This window comes from Nitrosospira briensis C-128 (assembly GCF_000619905.2).
Classification (GTDB): domain Bacteria; phylum Pseudomonadota; class Gammaproteobacteria; order Burkholderiales; family Nitrosomonadaceae; genus Nitrosospira; species Nitrosospira briensis.
Genome location: NZ_CP012371.1, coordinates 314,957 through 335,240, shown reverse-complemented (window position 1 = coordinate 335,240; position 20,284 = coordinate 314,957). Strand labels below are relative to the sequence as shown.

Here is a 20,284-nt window from a genome sequence, read left to right as displayed (position 1 = left end):
ATATTACAAAAACGTCCACTTAACCCAGCCGGCATCAGTTCTTTCATTCGTCACTGGATAAGCCATATCGTAGGGAGGATTACCCACCACGTTATCCATGTAATAGCTGTTGGTTGGATTGATCCCGTAGATTGAGGAGATACGGCGAACGTAAGGCCGTCCGGGAAGGGAACTTGTTCTGGTCTCGCCTCCTCCCATAAGGTCAAAATCTCTATGGTTGGTGTTAATTCCCTGCCGCAGCGGAACGACATCCTCGCTGACCTCGCTGGCGCGAGGAAATACCGTGCCCCACTGGGTTAAGTAGCCCCTGGCCATTTTATAAACGAGCTCTGGTACCGTCGCTACGAATTCAGACACATTGGAGGCCACGTAGTCGGCATCGGCCGTGTAGTTACCGGACACGGTGCTGTGACGCCCTCTGATCGTATAGAGTTGATACCCAGTCGGCTGCGGAAGGTTTCCTTTTACCAGCGGGTCAGTCAGCTGGGCATTGTCTGCAATATATTTCCACCGATCCCACCAGAGCAGGGATTGATGGAGCTTCACGGTGTTATCTTTGCCGGTCATAAGCCCGTTTGGACGTGGTACCAGTGCCATGTAGGGTTTATCCTGGGGCTGAATGCACATATCCCAGGCATAGACCCCCACATAGTTCACCACGTTTGGTGGAAGCTGCGTCAGCATGCTGTACCACTGCCCGGTCCCCGGAACGGGATCGATCGCAAAAATATTGATGGGGATTTTCTTCAGCTGGTCAGAGCCATAGGCATAGATAAACCATGCTGCCATGATGCACTCAACCGCACCGCGGCTGTGGCCAATAAAGTTAAACTTTTGCGCTCCGCTGGCGGCGGCAAGATTTGCTCCATGCAGCGCAAGTGCCGGGGCAGACCAGCCGTCAACTTGCGTGATAACGGAATACTGATTACCGCCAGAGTAGCTTTTTACGTAGTTGAGCAGGCTTTTTTCTGCATTGAGAGGTCCGTTAAATACCAATGGTTCACTGTTGTTGCGCGGTTCAGCCCAGTCATTCTCTCCTACCCCCCGGACAGAAATGCTCGGGGTGACGGCCCTTAATGATCCTGATATTTCTTTATGGATCCGGACTGGAATATACCCGGTGCTCGGGCAGTAGATATTTTTATCACTACCGGGTCGGGATACCTCTCCCTCGTCGCGAGTGCATGCTGTTCCACTAAAACACACTGTGAAAACAGAAGGTGTGCCCGCCGCCAGCGCCACCGTTTGAGTGGTCTCTGTTACCGGCTGAACGGTCACATTCTCCTGTTGTTCAGCCGGTAACGGTTGCCCGTTCCGATCTAGGGGAACAATTTCAAAAACATCCGCCTGCGTCAGGTCAGCGGAGCTGGCCTGTAACGTGGAGCCAGGCTTTGCAAGCTGAACATAGGACTTGTTGGCTGCAAACAGCACTATCCTGTCATCTTCGTGCCAGTTGAACATCTCAAATGTTTCTGTGCTACCCACGGCACCGCTAATGGCCGCCAGGAAGTTATTATCATTTAATTTAACCGATACGTATTTCCCGTTCGATGCCAGCAGCGCGAATACCATGTCCTGCTGATAGATCATTTCGAATATTTCATTATTTCCACAAATATTGCTCGTTGAGGTTAATAGACTCGTTCCACTCGCGACAGTGACAAACAGACCATCGCTACCTTTTAAGGCTATCTTAATCGGTTCTGAATTCATCATTTCCTACCTTGGGTGAGAATTATTATTCAATCAGATGGTTACAACAGATGAAATAAATGCTATCGAAGTAGCGCGACGTTTGGATATTACGACCACGACGCTCTATGCTTATGTGAATGGTGATGGTGCGTTAAAGCAAGCGGGGCAGAAAATTTTGATCAAGGCATAAAAGGACTCGTCTAAAAGCGGACCCAACCGCAGGTCTGCTTGGGGTCCTGCCACTCAGTAGTGCAGAAACGACTTGATTCCATGGCCGTTTGCGCCTATTACTCATTTAGGAATCCTTACGGTCCCCCTATTTGCCTACCAAGAGCTATTTGATAGCTCAGCAATATTCTAAAGAATTAAAAAATGAGCTAAAGCAAGAAAAGAGGCTGTTTTATATGTCTTCTTTTTATGGACTTCAACGGCTTGATCTGATTTAGGAATTCAGGACCGGACAAAAAGTGAGTTTTTCGGCAAACTTGACCTTGAGGGGGGCTGTTTGCCATGAAGAAGAAACGGTTTTCAATAGAACAGATCGTAGCGGTATTGAAGCGGGCGGAACTGGGAATGCCGGGTTGAGGAACTGCTGCGCACCTGCCACCGACTGCTTCACCACTTTTGCCGCAACTTTAGAAGTTACTGGAGCGAGAAAGGCGTGAAGGCGAACAAGATCACGCTCAGCACTAAATGCCGGTGCTGTTCGCCGCGCCTCGCATTGATGCGAAGGTCGAGCGCAAATTCCGTGGTGGTTCAGCCCTCGTTGGCGGTAATGCCACCGATTAGCGGGATTAACTCCAAGGCAGCGCAGGAGAGAAGGGCAGTAACCTCAAGCCGATGTTCCAGAGCCATTTGCCTACATGGCAGCAGTCGTCAAAACGAGTTTTCCGATATGTGCGCCGGATTCCATCAGCGTATGGGCCTCGGCTACGTCCTCCAGCCTGAAGGTACGGAAGATCAAGGGTTTCAGCTTTCCCTGATGCAACATCGGCCAGACTTGCTGTTCCAGTTCCTGCGCAATCTGCGCTTTCTCCAAAACGTTGCGGGACCGTAATGTGGAACCGGTATGCGTTAGCCGTTTTTTCAGCATGGTCATGAGGTTCAGGTCTTTGGCAGGACCATTCTGGACGCCAATCTGGACAATGCGGCCATTCAGCGCAGCCGCCTTATAGTTTCGGGCGACATAATCGCCGGCAATGATATCGACCACGACGTCGACCCCTGCGCCAGCCATGAATTTTTCAGCTTCCGCGACGAAATCATGCGTGTGGTAATTGATGGCCAGATCAGCGCCTAGCGCCAGGCAGGCCTGCCGTTTCTCTTCCGAACCCACCGTAACCAGCACGGTGGCGCCGAATGCCTTGGCCAACATCGTCGCGGTGGTGCCGATACCCGATGTCCCGCCATGTATCAACACGGTTTCGCCGGCTTTGAGCTTGCCGCGCTGGAAGAGGTTGGTCCAGACCGTGAAGAAGGTTTCCGGCAAGGCTGCGGCTTCTATCATGCTGAGCCCTTGCGGCACGGGCAGCGCGTTACTTTCGTGCACGGTGCAGTATTCGGCGTAACCGCCTCCTGCAACGAGTGCGCATACCTTGTCGCCTATCTCGAAGCGCACGGTTCCTTTGCCCAAGGCAACAATCTCCCCGGCGATTTCGAGCCCTGGAATCTCGGAAGCCCCCGGTGGCGGCGGGTACAGTCCGCGTCGCTGCAGAATGTCCGGCCGGTTGACCCCAGCCGCCTCGATTTTGATCAGAATCTCTCCACTCGCGGGCTGGGGAATAGGGTGTGACGCGCACATCAATACCTCCGGTCCTCCTGGATTCCGGATATCGATGGCCAACATAGTCTGCTCGCGGCCGAGTTTGAAAGTCATGCCTATTCCTGTTATATGTAATATATGCTTGGTGGTGGGGCAGAGCGCCAAGGCGTTATCGCTCGGCTCTCGAGATTTAGCTCAATATCGTCCTGCTTGCTGGCAAAGTCCCACAGGCTTGCCAACCCATGATGCGATGGCCTTCCGGCAAGTGAACTTGAAAAACTATACGCTTGAATTCTGACAGTCGCCAATCACGTCCTTGAGACCCGCACTGTCTCCCGCTAATCGTCAGGGCGAGCGAAATATGAACCAGCAGGCTTTGCAGCCGATTTTCTTTAAGTCCGACAGGCTGCTGGATCCAGCAGTTGGATGGAGCGGATTCAGGATAATGGCTTTCTAACCAGAAGGAGGTGTGTGATGAAGATTCTTATTGTTATGACATCTCACGATCAACTTGGCAATACGGGAAAGAAAACCGGCCTCTGGCTGGAAGAGTTCGCCGCACCGTATTATTTGCTGAAGGACGCTGGCGCATTGATCAAGCTGGCCTCGCCGAAAGGCGGCCAACCGCCGCTTGACCCAAAAAGTGAATTGCCGGAAAACCAGACTCACGCGACAAAGCGTTTCCGGACAGACGGCGCTGCACAGGCTGAGCTGGCGAATACGGAAGAGCTGGTTTATCTTCTGGCAAGTGATTTTGACGCGGTATTTTATCCTGGTGGCCACGGCCCGATGTGGGACATGCCCGATAACGCGGCATCCATTGCGCTGATCGAAGACTTCGTCAATGCCGACAAACCCATTGTGGCTGTGTGTCATGCGCCCGTCGCGCTGGTCAATGTGCGCGGGAAAGACGGCGAATACCTGGTTAAAGGAAAGCGCGTGACCGGGTTTTCAAATGCGGAGGAAGAGGCCGTGGGCTTGACCACGGTCGTCCCTTTCCTGCTGGAAGACCGGCTAAGGGAACTGGGCGGAAACTACAGCAAGACCAGCAACTGGCTGCCCTATGTCCAGGTGGACGGTAACCTGGTGACCGGTCAAAACCCCGCCTCTTCGGGACCTGCGGCGGAAGCGCTGCTGGAATTGCTTCGCCGCTCCACCGGAACCAGTGCATCCACGGGCAAAATCAGTCGTTAAAAATGCCATACCGGGAATTTACGCGTTTGGGCCGTTCATGATGATGAAGAGCCCAAGCAGTCCAGTTATCCTGAGATGAAGCAAATCCCCTGAGGCAAGGATTTGGATTCAAAGGGGGCAGGGCGGAGTGTTCGACAATTTGTGGCGGGAACCTGTGACCCGGCACAGCAGCAGTGACATCGATGGAGCAATCAGCGTGGACAACAGCGAATGGTATTATCAAGTAGGGTACGTGGAGGTTTTGTATGCGGCAATGGTGGTGGGCATTATTATTGCCTTATATCTTTTTCGCCGTCTTGATCGCGTGTCTGCCTTAACAGCTAATCTGATGGGGGAGAGCGGCCGTCTGCTCGGCTTGCTTACGCTGGCCGTGATGCTTTTTGTGATTAACAGAGTGCTGGGAGATCTATGGTAATGCAGGCTATCCGTGACAGCCTGCATTTGAAATAACGTCCGATCCCATTCAGCGTGTTCGGGCAACCCGAGGTCCAAGCCGCGCATACATCATGCGCAGCACTTCAAACGTTTGCACCTGTTTAACCGCATTTTCCGACAGGTCGCAGCCTGCTTAATTCCCACCCCATTTGCGCGTTGCCCAAATAGACAAGTCGTCCAGGTAGGAATAGATCACCGGTACCACCAGCAGGGTCAGCAGCGTCGATGTGACAAGGCCCCCAATGACAGCGTGGGCCATGGGCGAGCGCTGTTCGCCGCCTTCGCCCAGGCCGAGGGCGAGCGGCAGCATGCCGAAGATCATTGCCATGGTGGTCATGAGGATGGGGCGAAGGCGCACGTTGCCGGATTCGATAATTGCCTCGTGGCGATCTTTGCCCGCCTTGACAGCCTGATTGATGAAATCGACCAGCAGGATAGCGTTCTTGGTAACCAGGCCCATCAGCATGATGAAGCCGATGATGGAAAAGATATTGAGCGTGCTGCCCGTGATCAGCAGCGCGAGAAATACGCCGATCAGCGAAAGCGGCAGCGAGACCATGATCGCCACGGGTTGAAGGAAGCTGCCGAACTGCGAAGCCAGGATCAGGTAAATGAAGATAATCGCCAAAGCGAGTGCGACAGCGGCGTAGCCCATGGTCTCCTGCAGATCCTTGTTTGCGCCGCCGATCACGAACCGATATCCTGGCGGCACCTCTATGTCCTTAAGTGCGATACCGAGTTCCCGGCCCAGATCGCCCGGCGGCCGGCCGGAGGGGTTGGCGCCGATCAGGACTTCGCGATGCAAATCCTTGCGATTGATCTGGGAGACGCCGAGTGTCGGCACGAACTCGGCAATCTGCCGCAGGGACACCATGCGCGGGCTGCCGTCGGCATCGACAAGCGTGCTGGTCAGATAGAGCCTGTCCAGGTTGGCGGCCCGTGCGCGCTCCTCGCGTGGCAGGCGCACCGTTACATCGTAGTTCTCTCCGTCCGGCGCTTTCCAGGCTCCAGCGATTTCACCGGCGACGAGCGGGCGCAAGGCATTGGCAATCTGTTCAACCCCGAGCCCCAGATCGCTGGCCAGTTCGCGATTGATGTCCACTGCCAGCGTCGGTTTCGCTGCCTCCAGACTGGAATCGATATCGACGAGACCGGGAATCCTGTGCATGGTCGCCATTACTGCTTGCGACAGCTTCTCCAGTTGCGCAATATCGGCCCCTTGTATGCTTACCTGGATCGGCTTGCCGCCGCCCAGTCCGCCGGATGTGCCGACGCTGATCTCGATACCGGCGATACGGTTCAGGCGCTCGCGGATCGGGTCCTGCAGCTGTTTCTGGCTGCGGCTTCGCTGCTTATGATCGGTGAGGTGCGCATAAATGGTTGCTGAATTCTTTCCTACGGCACCGCCGCTGTTTACGGTGGCGTAGGAATATTCAACTTCCGGAAATTCGGCCAACGCCGCCTGCGCCTGCTGCACCTTGGCTCGCGTGTATTCGATGGACGAACCGACGCGCGTCTTGATAGTGACCTGGGCTTCGCCGAGATCGGCCTGGGGCGCGAACTCGGAGCCGATCAGCGGCACCAGCGCGAAGCTGCCGAAGAAGGTAACGAAGGCCAGCGCCAGGATCCACAAGCGATGCCTCATCGCCCAGTGTAATAAAGTGCCGTACACGGCATGAATACCATCGAGCAGTGCGTCGCGGCCGGCTTGCAACCGACCCAGTACGGGTCGGGGCCTGCCTCCCTGGGTCGCTGGGTCGGGCCAGACGCTGGACAGCATCGGATCGAGGGTGAAACTGACAAAAAGGGAGAGCAGCACCGCTGCGGAAACCGTGATGCCGAACTGGAAAAAGAAACGCCCGATAATACCGCCCATGAAAGCCACCGGCAGGAATACCGCGACAATGGTGAAGGTGGTGGCAAGCACCGCGAGACCGATTTCCTGCGTGCCTTCGAGCGCTGCTTGGCGGTGATTCTTGCCCATCATGAGGTGGCGCACGATGTTTTCGCGTACCACGATGGCGTCGTCGATCAGCAATCCCACGCTGAGCGAGAGCGCCATCAACGTCATGGTGTTAAGCGTGTAGCCAAAGGCATACATGGCAAGAAACGTCCCGATCAGTGCGATCGGCAGGGTCAGGCCAGTGATCACCGTGCTGCGCCAGGAATTGAAGAATAAGAACACGATGGCGATGGTGAGCGCCGCCCCCTCGATCAGCGTTGCCTTGACATCCGCCACCGAATTGCGGATGCCGGTGGAACTGTCGCGCACAACCCTGAGTTTTACATCGGGCGGCAGTATGCTGCGCAGTTCAGCTGCTGCCGCGCGCACGCCGTCGGCTACCACGATGGTATTGGATCCCCGTACTTTGACGATATCGATGCTCAGGGCAGGTTTGCCGTCCACCAGGGCCGCCGTGGTCATTTCCTGGCGGCCGTCTTCGATGCTTGCCACCTGATCGAGGCGTACCGGCGCGCCGCCGCGCTGCGCCACGATCAGGCTGCCGAACTGATGAGGTTCGGCGATGCGCCCGCGCACCTGGACCATGGTGTCCTCTCGACCGGTGGAAATGCTGCCGGCGGGGAGCTCCTGGTTTTCGCGGGTGATGGTTTCGAGGATCTTGTCCGCGCCGACACCGAGCGCGCGCATCTGGTCGGGCTTGAGGTAGACCTTCACCTCGCGCATGATTCCACCGACCAGTGTTGCCTGGCCGACGCCGCGGACGGTTTCCAGCCGTTTGCGAATGACCTGGTCGGCCAAAGTGGTAAGTTCGCGCAGGTCGCGCGTACCGGAATCCAGCGCCAGTGAGATGATGGGCGTGTCGTCCGGGTTGAAACGGCTGATCCTGGGTTCCTTGACTTCACGCCGGAAGCCGGGGCGCACCAATGCTATCTTGTCGCGTACGTCTTGCGCCGCCACCGCCGGGTCCGTGGTCAGGTCGAACTCCGCTATTACGCGCGAGCTGCTTTCGAAAGAGCGCGAACTGACGGTCTTGATGCCGCTGACCGTATTCACGGCTTCCTCGATCTTGCGCGTGACATCCGACTCCACCGTCTCGGGGGATGCGCCCGGATATTCCGTTTGCACGACGACGATGGGAAAACTGACATCCGGAAACTGGTCGACATTGAGACGCTGGTAGGAAAACAGTCCGAGCACCAGCAGCGCCGCCATCATCATGGTGGCGAAAACAGGGTTATTGATGCTGACGCGAGTGATCCACATGGCTATGCGCTGAAGAGTGCGTGATGGGTTTTATGAATGCTCAGGCAGCGGCGGTTTTCGAAATTCGGGCTGCGGACGTCATTCGTCGGGGACATTCATAACGCGTACCGGTTGCCCCGTATGCAGATTCACCAGATTGCCTACCACTACCTTGGTGCCGGAAGAGAGGCCTGATCTGATTTCGATAGTGTCAGTCGCCGCATCGCGCATGCCGGTTTCCACGGGCTGTTCGGTCAGCACGCCCGCTTCAATGCGGAAAACGGAGGCATGGCCGCCTTGTTCGCGCACCGCGGCTTGCGGTATGACAATGGCCGAAACGATGCTGGACACGCCCAGCGTGCCCTGCCCAAACATCCCCCCCTTCAGTTGACCGTCCGTGTTGGCGATCAGCAGGTGCACCATGATCGAGCGCGACCCTTGTTCGGTCGAAGGATTGATCCGCTCCACCTTGCCGATAAATACGCGTTCGCCGAATCCCTCGATCAGCAATCGGGCCTCCTGCCCCACTTGTACCGCGGGAATGTCGCGAGCCGGGACCAGGGCTTCGATACTCATCAGGGAAAGATCGTGTACGATGAAGAGTTTCGTGTTGACTGCGACCGCGAGACCCGGTTGCGCCACGCGTTCGGCGATCACGCCGGTAATCGGCGAGCGGATGACGGCATGAGCAAGCGCTTTGCGCGCCTGTTCAACTTGGGCCTGAAGCGAAACCAGCGTCGCTTCGCCGATGTGAAAATTGCTTTGTAAATTGTCGAAGGCGGTTTGTGAAATGAAATTGCGCTCCAGCAGTGACTCATTGGCATGGAGGTTCTTTCTGGCAAGCGCCAGCTGCGCTTTGCCCACGTCGAGCGCGCCGAGCTTGTCGCGCAGTTTAGCTTCAAGATCCGTAGTGTCGAGCCGGGCGAGAACCTGTCCTTTTTCCACCGGCTCGCCCTCGCGGACCAACACTTCCTGGATTTCGGCGGCCTGCTGCGATCTGATCTCCGTTTGATTGAGCGGCTGAATCGTGCCCGTGAGAGGAATAGTGCGTTGCAGTGCCCGTACTGTTGCCTCGGCGACGTCGCGCGGCAGCAACTCCAGCGCTGGAGCCGCTTTGGGAGCGGGAGCAGCGGAATTAGTCCCCGTATGGCCGAAGATACGCAGTGCGCCCGCGATGGACAGCAGCAGGAGCAGCACGACGGCTACGATACGCACTGCACGGCGCTTGCTGGATGCTTTTTGCCGGGTGTCGCCCGGGAGAGGTCGATCTCTGCCGGTATGATCAATATCCATCATGGGAATCTGTGAGATGTCCGTCGGTCGTATCTGGACTATTGGTCATATAGATAAGAATGAAGCACTCTTCCGTTTACAGGCGCCGGTCCTGGTAGATCAGGCCCGTCAATATGAAGTTGGTAATTTCGTCGCAATACCTCGCCTTGTCGCGCTCGTTCAGATAGCCGCTCCAGATCAGTTGAACCGCTCCCCAGAAAGCCGATTGCGCTCCGAACATCAGCATGTCCAGCGGTTTGCGTGGAAACAGCCCTTCCTCGACGCCTTGCATGATAGTGGCATTGATTGCCTTGTTTGTCGCTGCCTCTACTGCCTTGAGTTCCTCACTGATCCGCGCGGGCAGGTTTCGCCTGAACTCTGCACGTCCGCAGTAGAGCACTACGCGATGAAGCTCCTTGCTTGAAAGATGGGCCTCCCACGCAACCCGGGTCATTTCGCGGAAGCGCGCGATCACGGGCAATATATCCGCTTGCTGGATTTGCGCCAGCAACTTGCGATTGAATTCCAGCGCAAGCCGCGCATAAATTTCATCCTTACTCTCGAAGTGTTTGTAGATCGTGCCTTTGCCAACCTCGGCTTTTCGGGAGATTTCTTCAACCGTTACCAATTCCCAGTCGGCACGGCCGAAAAGGGCCAGAGCCGCGTTGAGAATTTCACTTTCCCGGCGATTGAATTCTCGTGCTTTTCGTTCCTGGATACTCACGGCTTCAAAACTCCTATAAGTGACCTCCAGTCATTATACGACTGTCTGTTCGTATATTTCATGCATTGTTTGGATCGCACACGAAAATGGACGCATTTTACTCTTGGCTACTGGGTTCGACATCCAGCCAAGCCCAGGCGTTGTTCTCCTGGTCAACCGGAAACGTGCGCATATCGGGATCGGGAAAAACTGGATTCAGGGTATCGATGATCTTGCACATCCAATCCAGAGTGCCGACGATGGCATAGCGCTCCACCTTTTGTAAAGCGGCGAGTTTCATCGAGACCAACCCGGCCTGTAGACAACCGAGGGATCGATGCCGCCGAAGTGTTTCATGCGATTGATTTTGTCATACATTATGCAGCTTTCATTCCAGGCGCTCGCAGCTGCTTCTTCCATCGTCCGGCAGTTTTCGCTGCTCATTGAACGAGCAATATAAACGATATGAGCGATACAAAATATTACTTCTCCGGTTTTCAGCGTGGAATCGCTTTGGCGTATTTTGATAGATAACTATTTCAGATATTCATTTCCAGCGCTACAATTGGCAGAAAATGCTATTTGAGATTTTCTATTGAAATAAACGTTGCAAAAAAATGGTAAAGCATTCTGTAGTAATACTCTTACATGGTAGCCGCGTCATATCGCTTGTTAAAAAAGGGAATATATGTGGAAATTGATTTCAGGGCTGGTTATCGTTTTCAGCATGACCGGTTCGGCCGTAGCTGCCGAAAAAACAGTAACTACCTATCTGCAGGACGCTGCGGCGGCCAGCCAGCGAGGCGATTGGAATACGGCACGCAGCATCTATTCCCGTTTGTTTACAGATGAGCGTTTAGCACAATCAGATCCTCGCTTCAAAGCGGTTCTCCACTATGAATATGGCCGCGCCCTTGGCGTGACGTGTTTTTTCAAGGAAGCAGAGCGCGAGTTCATCGCTGGAAACGAGCTTGACAAGAACGATGGAGACAAACAGACGGGGGGAGTGTTTTATCTTTCCCTTACCCAATTGGGGCGCCTCAATCTGGCTCAACGAAAGTTTCCCGAAGCCGTGTCGTACTTTGAACAGATTCTAGGCGAGCTTGATCCTGTGATCGGCGCAAACTCTGCCCCCTCTTTTTATTCTAATCTGCTCGACGATTACGCGTCGGCTCTTTCCGGGGCTGGACGTTCCGAAGAGGCGGATGTGGCAGCGAAGCGGGCCGCAGAAATCAGAGCAAGCGTAAAGACCGCGCCACGTACAATTGTTGACCCGACTCCTTATGGCACGCAATGCGTCAAAAAAACGGATTAATCATTCAGGTCGCCCCAATCTACGAATCGGTTTGTATTTGACGTAATTCGCCGGATATCCTTCTCAGGGGTTGCTGCAGTAGCAGTCGGTGCTGGCGTTCACTCGATATCCCGGAGTAAAGTTTATCGGCAGCCTGCCGAATGCCGCCATCACACCAGGTATCGCTGCGCCTTGATGAGCTGCCTCACGTCGAAGAGGCGGGCGCCCAGGATGCGGTTTTCCGGGATTGCACCCGTGTTGCGTAACACCGGATTTTCGATTTCCGTCAACGAGAAGAGCCAGAAGGGGAGAATAGGGGCGGGTTGTTACAACCATCAATATGTTTTTAGCGCCGCCCGTCATACCAGACCGGCAACTGCTTTTTGTCTTGCAACGACCGGCGCGGGTGCAGCATGACGCGCAGGATCTGGCCGCTAATCTCTCCCGCGGAGTAAAGCTGCACCTTGCGCGGTGACGACTCCAGAGGATGTTTGGTCAAGATGACGAATTGAAGCCCGCGCTGTTGTCCCCATTTTCTTAGTTTCTGACTCAAGCCTATCTCGTCGGCAGCGTAAAGTTCCTGGTCGAAGCCGCCGACGTCGCGAAACGCATCGCTGCGGGATACGACCAGCGCTCCGGCTGCCCAGCCAAATAGAACCGATATACCTGTCCAGAGCTTCAAAGTCGCACTTGCCCACCACGGCAATCCCGGCATTTGTATCGTGCTGCCACAGCCCACGCTCTTGCCTTCTTCGATAAGCCGCAGGATATCGGCCAGCAGCCCGGTATTTAAATAACTGTCCGCATCCACAAACAACAGCCAGTCGCCTGTCGCCTCAGCCGCGCCGGTATTGCGTGCCCGGCCGATCTGATTGACCGGCTCAAACACAACCCGGGCGCCTGCCTGTCTTGCCAGATTGGCCGTGTTGTCAGTGGAATTGTTGTCCACCACAATAATCTCCGATGTGAAACCGGGTTTGTAATTTGCGGCAAGTGATGTAGAAATGGATTGCAAGCATTCTTCAATCAGACGCTCTTCATTAAAAGCAGGAATGATAATTGAGAGGTGCATAGGGAGCTTCTGATTTGTCCAGTTGGAACGCCCATTATCCCGCAAAATATCGCTCCATATGAAAGACACGGAAGATATTTGCGTAAAGAATAAAATGGGAGGCAGGCCGACCTGTATTCCATCGAGGTCGACCATGAATAACCGCAACTGACCAAGTGCCAGCGCTCAGCGGCAATGTTGCGGTGACCGGTAGGTGCGTATGCCCCTTTTTTTTATCTACCGTTGCATGTCTCCTAGGAATCACACACACTAAATCCAGTTTAATTGGATATTAACAAGGACCCGACCATGCAAAGCATGACTATAGAGCAGCTACGCGCTGCAAGTAACGCCGGCGGTGTGTCGGGCGTGACCTTGAAAGGGCAGGGCGGGGCGTTTCTTGTCCAGATTGTCACCTGCAGCGGGCAGCGGTTCCGGTACCGTGCTGTCGAAGGCATGCAGCACCGAGCCGCGCCGCTTCGGTAAAATGGAAATTTAAGCACGCTAAGACGCAGCACAGCAAGTAGGGCTTTGAGGCAGAAGGGACTTTATGGGCGTCGCGGCTGGCTTTGACGATCTATCCCGCCTCGACCCGTGCGCCGTACGCCGCGATGGTGTGCTTCCACGCGGGCCGGGCTAGGCACCGATCTCGATACGACGCGACTCGTGGATATGGCACGATCAATCCCTCGTCCTTGATGCCCGAGAGCAGCACGTGTGCCATCAGGATGTCGGCGACCGTGAAATCTTTTGTCGCGACGAAGTCGCGGTCGGCGAACCAGCGCTCAAGGTTCGTCAACACCCGATTGACCCAGCCGACCAGGAAATCGCGGGGCTTGCTGCAACGCCCATCTGCTGTCCAGTCGTGCACCATCAGGCTAAGCAACGGCGGTTCCACCGAGTTCATCGCGGTAAAACACCAGCGTATTACCTGCGCCTCGCCCGCGTGGTCGCCGGGAATCAAGCGGTCGGACTTCTTCGCTAGGTAAACGACAATGGCGGCGGATTCGGACAACACCAACCCGCCATCATCGATCGCCGGAATCTGTTCGAAAGGGCTCAACTGGCGATAGGCTTCGGTGTTCAGGTCGTATGCGGGGTGGTCCATGCCGACCAGCTCGAAAGGCAGTTGCATCTCTTCGAGTGCCCACAGCACGCGCAGGTCGCGGGTGTGCCCGCATGCGTAAGCGTTGACCTTGGAAAAACCGTAGAGCTTAAGCATCATGATGTTCCTTCGATGCGTCTGTTTTGATTACTCAATCGCGCATTCAGTTCCACATGTTGCGAGTCTTGGTGCAATTGCGCAAGGGGCCGTTTGCGCAACGATACTCCTTAAAAGCAATGGCATTCCAAGCAGCCGCACTGAGGGCGGCAGGCTGTGAACGCATCTTCCGCGAGAAGGCCTCCGGCGGTCAGTGAGATTTCCTCGAACTTTACCGTCTACTCGACCAACTCCGCAAAGGCGAGGTATCGGTCGTTTGGAAGCTTGATCGATTGTCGTGCTCGCTGCGTGACGTGCTAACGCTGATGGAACGCATCCAGGAAGCCAAAGATGAAGCGCGTACCATCAAGTTTTAAGAGTGAAGCACACAAACCCAACAAGCGCCTTGATTACAGCCCCCGCGCGAGCGCCGGTATCCAAGGGGTAGCCAAGATCCTGGAGCGCTTCCAGGGTACTTTGGCCTTGAGTCACCACTAAAATTCTTATGCTTGCTTTCACTCGTCACTTGCTCTTTTTATAGCAGGCTACCAACTTCTGCCGACGTCCATTATAGGTACGATGCTGACAGAACCTCCAGTAGTTGGATTTGCCAGGCCGACTAATTGGAGGTGATTCTCGGTTGGAGTCAATTTGACCATAAGATCAACTGAGGCTGTTGCCCCTTCCAGGACATGAAAGGTATATGGAAAAGTATCACCCACGAAGCTTACGATATCAGCATTGGCTTCAGGGGTGCCGATGTTTGGATTGCTGATGTTCATCGTATTGTTAATACTCAGACTTGTGTGATAGGTAAAATTTTTGCTTGTGTCGTCAAAGTTGAGCGGGATATCCAACCTGATTTCGGTAACGTCTGTTCCTGAAATCGTTACGCCGTTATGATAGGTTAATGTTCCTAATTTGAAAATCTCTCCTGCCGAAGGAGAAAAACTATCTCCAACAAAGGTCAGGTTACCTTGTGAACCAAGAAGACCAGGCATAGGCTTACCCCAATTGAAAGAATTCCTTTCTACCCCGCTACAAGTTGCAGGAGGGCATGATGGTATCGGGTCGAGAAAAATCCCGACCGAGGTTCCAGCATCGGTCGCGTGTCCGTAAGCCGGCGCAAGCGCTACCACAATGATGAGATTTAGTCCCATTGATTTGCAACGATGCGACTTAGCAAGTTTGAGATTCATTATTCCTCCCCGTTTTTTTGACTCTAAACCATGGACCTATAGGTATACGACATGGAATTTAGGAGAAAAATGCTTTGTTGTGAATTGAACCTGGATAATTCATTAGTCCTAATGGATTATCCGGGTTGAAATGACTTACATTGTTTATAGCTAAAAAAACGGGAAAGACAAGAAATCTTTCCGCTCGACACGAACCAGCCGATCAGGCCGTTCATTTACCACGAGCGGAAGGCACTGGAATGTGTCTCATAAACCAGCATCAGCGCGGATGGGTTTTTAGTCGCGGGAAGTTCAAGTTCGGGGTGAAAGCATAAGAGCATTAGTCAATTTAACATAATATACATTATGCGCAAATTAAAATTATCTTCGCGGGTGCGGTCTGTAAATAAATTATTCACTTATGTGCGGTTGGGAACAGAGTGATTAAAGCCGATTGAGCAAACTATCATCAGGCGTCTACTTTTTTCTCCCTCTTGTAGTAGGCGTCTCTGGCCCGGCAAGGCCAACTACTCTTTGCCGGGCCTTTTTCTGGGCAACGCTTCAGCATGAGGGTTCTCATTCTTGAATATTCAGACTTGCAATGTAAAAGTTGGCTGGATCGACAAGTATTTAGCGCGATTTTAAGCCAGGGAATAACTGCGACCAAGAGCTATTCCCAATCGTTGAGTGGAATCTCATATGCAAAAACATGCTCCGGAGCGGCTGGTCTGGCTGACGAGGCTGTCAACCGGTAAGTGAGGTGGTTTTTCTGTTCTATTCCTCAATTTGATTTCGGTTCTGAATTGGTAGCCTCCATGAACCAGGCGATTGGACAACCATTAAGGATGGTTACCCAGACTGGGCTGTAAGTTCCACGCTTGAAATTAACTAAAAAGGAGAATAAGGTGGCTACCGCTCATGAAAATTTTGTATTTTTTGATATAAATGGCCTGAAAGCTTTTAGTTTTACAGAAACAAGCCACTCGATAACATCGGGGCAGCCATATCACGGCGTTACATCCGGCATAAAAAAGGAGGATGGCCATGATCAAGCCTACATCATGGTTAATGCTGGGAGAAAGAAAACGACTGCCGTTGCAAACTGGTTTAAATCAGCAACCGGTAATGGCCAGACTGTAGTATGCGATAGCGCTGGGACTTATCCCAATGAACTGAATTTTGCCGTGCAAGGCACCATGAAGATCACGAATCAGTCCAACCAGGTGATAGTTGTTGAAAATTTTATTGTCGCCCAGGGACATTTTATTTTGACCAATAACTGGTGGATCTCAAGCCCCACTATGCAAGGTATTCATGTATCCATCTCAGGGGCGGCCACGCAAGTGTGTTCCATGGAAGGTAGTGTTATACCGGTAATAGTGACTTTTAGTCCAAAGACGCCCTGCGTCAATCATTTCAGCATTGGCATATAGAAACCAAGACGACTTTTCGGAGCGCAGGTCAATTCCGCGATCCTGAGTTTTCACATATATGTTCTCTTCCCTCTTGCCGTTACAGACCCGGATAGGAGTCTGTAGCGGCACAGTTTTAAGATTATTCCTGCGGCGCCTACACGTCGAGATTACCCGCAACCAGCGCAAGCCAGATAATTTTGCATTCGCCCACTCGACCAGTTCACCCTTTTTGATCTTCTTTAGCGTCTACGCTATTTGAGGGTAAACCACCTCTCCCACCACCTCAAGAATCCGGTCTTTGGACATGTGCGAAAGTGGTCCTCCGGCGTGGGGTTCACCAGTCGGCCATGCCCAGATTCGATGCATTCATGCATGCCGACACGTCTTTCGATGGCGCGTTCTCATGGCTTGAGACGGTATTGACCGAAAACCGCCACACATAAAACCAACAAGTAAAACCAACAAGTCCAGGAGATCTTGCTGCGGTAGCTCCAACGACCATATGGGAACATGATCCGTGCGATTTGGATCTGACTTGAAACCGTTCGGCTGTCTTTATTCTTTCACTTTTCAACTTGTTGAAAACAGCTTATGATTGAATGAGTAAATAAGCGTTACAAATTTTTTAGGGCGCCGTCTTATAATTCTCAAACTCCATTCATTGAAAGGAGAAAACATGAAACTTATAGTTCTGGCTATTTTTACCACGATCATTTCAACCGTCGCATTAGCGGCGGATGCGCCTCCGATATTTGAAAAGCCGGACCCCCAAAGCAAGTTCAAGGACGCACAGCTTCATGTGAGAGAACTGATGAAAGCGGGTCAGTACAAAGAAGCGTCTGAATATATGGCTGTCTATCAAAGATTGAGCTGTGAAGCGGCAGAGCAGAAAGCAGGAACCAGCATAGAGGAAGGAACTGCAATTTGCGCGCGTAAATATCATCAGGCGGGTGTCAACGCCATCAGTGCCCAGTCTGCGACAGATTCGCTATCTTCAAGTACGCTTGCCCCTGGCATCATGGTGATGCCTCGTACCCTGCCTGGTTCGCCGACGGCGCTGGATGGTGGTTCCACACCCTCCCTTTTTGTCTTTGATCCTCGATCTACCCCTGGACAAGCGGGTCCTCCGCCTGATCGCAAGGTTGATCCCTGGACTGGAAGTCCTTGATTTTCTTTCTTCTCAGCAAAAAATAAGCATCTGAAGCAGTACGCTACCCAAGCGAAACAATTTTTTCGGTTGGAACCTCAGGAATTGAGGTGTATGATTTCGTCCTGCCAATATTATCGATCCTGGAGACAATTTTGAGAATATCCCACCTAACGGTAGCTTTTTCCATCGGACTCATGCTGCTGAGCCCGTTACATGTGCTGGCGGAAACAGCAGGTACCAGTACTGCGAGCGCGGCCGCGGGAATGCCGAGCAATGAAGGCAAAGTGCTTTCTACGTTGGATGCGCCAGGTTATACCTATATGGAGTTGGCCAATACTGAAAAACGTTTCTGGATCGCCGCCCCGACTACTCGAGTAAAGGTGGGTGATCGTGTTCGTTTTGAACAGAGCCTGGTTATGAAGGGTTTCAATAGCAAAACGCTCAACCGAACCTTTGATCAAATTATTTTCGTCAATTCAGCCACAATAGTGAATTAGCTTGAAACAACATTAATATTGCGAGGTAAGCGACTGATTTTCAGCGATGTTATGCGCCCTTCCGTATTTTTTGATATTTAATTGTTTTTTCCGGATCTTTCCCAGATTCTGGTTCAACAAACCCCACGAAGAGCTTGTTTTTTAGCTTTTTTAGTTCATCCCGATATTCTGCCGCTTTTTCGAATTCCAGGTTCTTTGCGGCATCGTGCATCTGCTTCTCGAACGCCTTGATTTCCCTGGCCAGTTGCGCTTCGCTCATCGAGTCGTAGCGCGCTTGCACTTGCGCTGCCTTGAGATGCTGCTGGGCGGTTTCAATGTTGTAAACCCCATCGATCAAATCCTTCACACGCTTATGTACGCTTCGCGGTGTGATGCCGTGTTCCTGGTTAAACAACGTTTGTTTATTGCGGCGACGCTCGGTTTCGTCCATCGCCAGGCGCATGGAATTGGTGATCCGGTCGGCATATAAAATCGCGGTGCCATTAATGTGACGTGCGGCACGGCCGATGGTCTGTATCAGGGAACGTTCGGAACGCAGGAATCCTTCCTTGTCGGCGTCCAGTATGGCTACCAGCGATACTTCGGGTATATCCAACCCCTCCCGTAGCAGGTTGATCCCCACCAGCACGTCGAATTTCCCAAGCCGCAGGTCGCGAATGATCTCTACCCGTTCCACTGTATCGATGTCCGAGTGTAGGTAGCGTACTTTGATACCGTGATCGGAAAAATAGTCCGTCAAATCCTCGGACATGCGTTTGGTCAGTGTCGTTACCAATACCCGTTCGCCTTTGGCCGTGCGCAGGCTGACTTCGGACATGAGATTATCGACCTGGGTTGTAGCGGGACGAACCTCGATCTGCGGATCCACCAGGCCGGTGGGCCGTACCACCTGCTCCACGACTTGCCCGCTGTGCACCCGTTCAAACTCCGCGGGAGTCGCGGAAACAAATACCGTTTGCGGCATGATTTTCCTGAATTCGTCAAACCGTAGCGGGCGGTTGTCCAGCGCCGAAGGCAGGCGAAAGCCGTATTCCACCAGATTTTCCTTACGTGAACGGTCTCCCTTGTACATGCCCCCTATCTGAGGGACTGTGACGTGGCTCTCGTCGATTACCATCAATGTATTAGACGGCAGGTAGTCCAGCAACGTAGGCGGAGGTTCACCCTCTTTTTTTCCGGACAAATGCCGCGAATAGTTCTCAATGCCTTTGCAGAAACCCAATTCGTTAAGCATCTCCAGATCGAAACGAGTGCGCTGTTCGATACGCTGGAGCTCCACCAATTTGTTGTGCAGGTGAAAATAATCTATGCGTTCCCGCAACTCGGCCTTGATCGTTTCGATCGCGCGTAACGTGGTACTTCGGGGGGTTACATAATGGCTGGACGGATAAACCGTATAACGTGACACTTTTTTCAACGTATGCCCGGTGAGCGGATCAAACAGCGTCATGCTTTCCACTTCGTCATCGAATAGCGATACGCGCACTGCGGTTTCCGAACTTTCAGCGGGAAATATGTCGAGTACGTCTCCCCTCACCCTGAAGGTTCCACGCGCGAATTCAAAGTCGTTGCGTTCGTACTGCATTTCGATCAAACGCTGTATGGCCTGGCGCTGGGTAATTTTTTCCTGTTCGCGCAAATGCAGGATCATGCCGTGGTAATCCACCGGATCACCAATACCATATATACATGAAACCGAGGCGATGATTATGGTGTCGTTTCGCTCAAGCAGCGCTTTGGTCGCAGACAAACGCATTTGCTCGATGTGCTCATTGATCGCGGAATCCTTTTCGATAAACAGATCACGCGAAGGAACATAAGCCTCCGGTTGATAATAGTCGTAATAGGATACGAAGTACTCAACGGCGTTTTCCGGAAAGAACTCGCGCATTTCCGCATAAAGCTGAGCTGCGAGTGTTTTATTGGGCGCCATGATAATCGCAGGACGCCCCAGCAGGGCGATCACATGGGCCATGGTGAAGGTCTTGCCAGAACCCGTTACACCCAGCAATGTCTGGAACGCGAGGCCGTCCTCGATCCCTTCCACCAGCTTGTCGATCGCTTCAGGCTGATCGCCGGCAGGCTCGAACAACTGATGCAGTTTGTAAGGACTATTGGGGAAGGTCTGGATCACAGGTATAATCGCGGGCTCAGTTATTTCGAAATCATTCTTCGGCTATCCAGCTAATTTTACCATGCGGGCACAGCCGACATCAGCGTAAGGACATTATC

The 20,284-nt window shown here is 53.2% G+C and carries 17 protein-coding genes and 1 pseudogene; 8 read left to right on the top strand and 10 right to left on the bottom strand.

Going from position 1 to position 20,284, the window contains the following annotated elements; translation table 11 throughout:
- Positions 1-3: 3 nt before the first annotated feature.
- The gene (locus F822_RS01545; RefSeq protein WP_197272865.1) at positions 4-1,716 is read right to left on the bottom strand and encodes a fascin domain-containing protein; all 1,713 of its coding nucleotides are present in this window, start codon (positions 1,714-1,716) and stop codon (positions 4-6) included.
- 838 nt (positions 1,717-2,554) lie between these two features.
- Positions 2,555-3,571: an NAD(P)H-quinone oxidoreductase gene (locus F822_RS01540; RefSeq protein ID WP_231623540.1), complete on the bottom strand. Its 1,017-nt coding sequence runs from the start codon at positions 3,569-3,571 to the stop codon at positions 2,555-2,557.
- Between the two features lie 360 nt (positions 3,572-3,931).
- On the opposite strand from F822_RS01540, the gene F822_RS01535 reads away from it, so the two are divergent.
- On the top strand, positions 3,932-4,651 hold the full coding sequence (locus tag F822_RS01535; RefSeq protein WP_025039674.1) for a type 1 glutamine amidotransferase domain-containing protein: 720 nt from the start codon (positions 3,932-3,934) through the stop codon (positions 4,649-4,651).
- Between the two features lie 196 nt (positions 4,652-4,847).
- The gene (locus tag F822_RS01530; RefSeq protein WP_025039675.1) at positions 4,848-5,066 is read left to right on the top strand and encodes a hypothetical protein; all 219 of its coding nucleotides are present in this window, start codon (positions 4,848-4,850) and stop codon (positions 5,064-5,066) included.
- A 153-nt stretch (positions 5,067-5,219) separates the two neighbouring features.
- On the opposite strand, the gene F822_RS01525 is transcribed toward F822_RS01530, so the two are convergent.
- From F822_RS01525 to F822_RS15580, 4 genes are all read right to left on the bottom strand, one after another.
- Positions 5,220-8,312, bottom strand: coding sequence for an efflux RND transporter permease subunit (locus F822_RS01525; RefSeq protein WP_025039676.1), 3,093 nt, complete (start codon positions 8,310-8,312; stop codon positions 5,220-5,222).
- Positions 8,313-8,390: 78 nt separating this feature from the next.
- On the bottom strand, positions 8,391-9,587 hold the full coding sequence (locus tag F822_RS01520) for an efflux RND transporter periplasmic adaptor subunit (RefSeq protein ID WP_025039677.1): 1,197 nt from the start codon (positions 9,585-9,587) through the stop codon (positions 8,391-8,393).
- Positions 9,588-9,660: 73 nt separating this feature from the next.
- Positions 9,661-10,287 carry a TetR/AcrR family transcriptional regulator gene (locus F822_RS01515; protein WP_025039678.1) on the bottom strand — a complete coding sequence of 209 codons (627 nt, stop codon included), beginning with the start codon at positions 10,285-10,287 and terminating at the stop codon, positions 9,661-9,663.
- A 97-nt stretch (positions 10,288-10,384) separates the two neighbouring features.
- Complete coding sequence (locus F822_RS15580; RefSeq protein ID WP_025039679.1) at positions 10,385-10,567, bottom strand: SpoIIAA family protein; 183 nt, start codon at positions 10,565-10,567, stop codon at positions 10,385-10,387.
- A gap of 387 nt (positions 10,568-10,954) precedes the next feature.
- On the opposite strand from F822_RS15580, the gene F822_RS01505 reads away from it, so the two are divergent.
- Entirely contained in the window at positions 10,955-11,581 is a 627-nt protein-coding gene (locus tag F822_RS01505; protein WP_025039680.1) for a tetratricopeptide repeat protein, read from the top strand.
- Positions 11,582-11,906: 325 nt separating this feature from the next.
- Here F822_RS01505 and F822_RS01500 read toward each other — a convergent pair whose 3' ends face one another.
- Positions 11,907-12,632 carry a glycosyltransferase family 2 protein gene (locus F822_RS01500; RefSeq protein WP_025039681.1) on the bottom strand — a complete coding sequence of 242 codons (726 nt, stop codon included), beginning with the start codon at positions 12,630-12,632 and terminating at the stop codon, positions 11,907-11,909.
- Between the two features lie 288 nt (positions 12,633-12,920).
- On the opposite strand from F822_RS01500, the gene F822_RS15575 reads away from it, so the two are divergent.
- A complete protein-coding gene (locus F822_RS15575; RefSeq protein WP_197272864.1) occupies positions 12,921-13,097 on the top strand; it encodes a hypothetical protein in 177 nt (58 codons plus the stop codon).
- Positions 13,098-13,188: 91 nt separating this feature from the next.
- On the opposite strand, the gene F822_RS01490 is transcribed toward F822_RS15575, so the two are convergent.
- Positions 13,189-13,836, bottom strand: a complete 648-nt coding sequence (locus tag F822_RS01490; RefSeq protein ID WP_197272863.1) for a glutathione S-transferase family protein — start codon at positions 13,834-13,836, stop codon at positions 13,189-13,191.
- A gap of 218 nt (positions 13,837-14,054) precedes the next feature.
- On the opposite strand from F822_RS01490, the pseudogene F822_RS15975 reads away from it, so the two are divergent.
- Positions 14,055-14,189, top strand: a pseudogene (locus tag F822_RS15975) (recombinase family protein); the annotation flags it as partial.
- A 168-nt stretch (positions 14,190-14,357) separates the two neighbouring features.
- On the opposite strand, the gene F822_RS01485 reads toward F822_RS15975, so the two are convergent.
- Positions 14,358-15,011 carry a choice-of-anchor K domain-containing protein gene (locus tag F822_RS01485; RefSeq protein ID WP_156304318.1) on the bottom strand — a complete coding sequence of 218 codons (654 nt, stop codon included), beginning with the start codon at positions 15,009-15,011 and terminating at the stop codon, positions 14,358-14,360.
- 884 nt (positions 15,012-15,895) lie between these two features.
- Here F822_RS01485 and F822_RS01480 point away from each other — a divergent pair.
- The 3 genes from F822_RS01480 (at position 15,896) to F822_RS01470 (ending at position 18,052) form a co-directional block, all read left to right on the top strand.
- Positions 15,896-16,423 (top strand): hypothetical protein, encoded by a 528-nt coding sequence (locus F822_RS01480; protein ID WP_025039685.1) that lies wholly within the window; start codon positions 15,896-15,898, stop codon positions 16,421-16,423.
- A 658-nt stretch (positions 16,424-17,081) separates the two neighbouring features.
- On the top strand, positions 17,082-17,573 hold the full coding sequence (locus tag F822_RS01475; RefSeq protein WP_025039686.1) for a hypothetical protein: 492 nt from the start codon (positions 17,082-17,084) through the stop codon (positions 17,571-17,573).
- Between the two features lie 134 nt (positions 17,574-17,707).
- Positions 17,708-18,052 carry an NrfJ-related protein gene (locus tag F822_RS01470; protein ID WP_197272862.1) on the top strand — a complete coding sequence of 115 codons (345 nt, stop codon included), beginning with the start codon at positions 17,708-17,710 and terminating at the stop codon, positions 18,050-18,052.
- Between the two features lie 49 nt (positions 18,053-18,101).
- Here the strand turns inward: F822_RS01470 and uvrB are convergent, their stop codons facing one another.
- Complete coding sequence (uvrB, locus tag F822_RS01465) at positions 18,102-20,186, bottom strand: excinuclease ABC subunit UvrB (RefSeq protein WP_025039688.1); 2,085 nt, start codon at positions 20,184-20,186, stop codon at positions 18,102-18,104.
- Positions 20,187-20,284 lie beyond the last annotated feature (98 nt).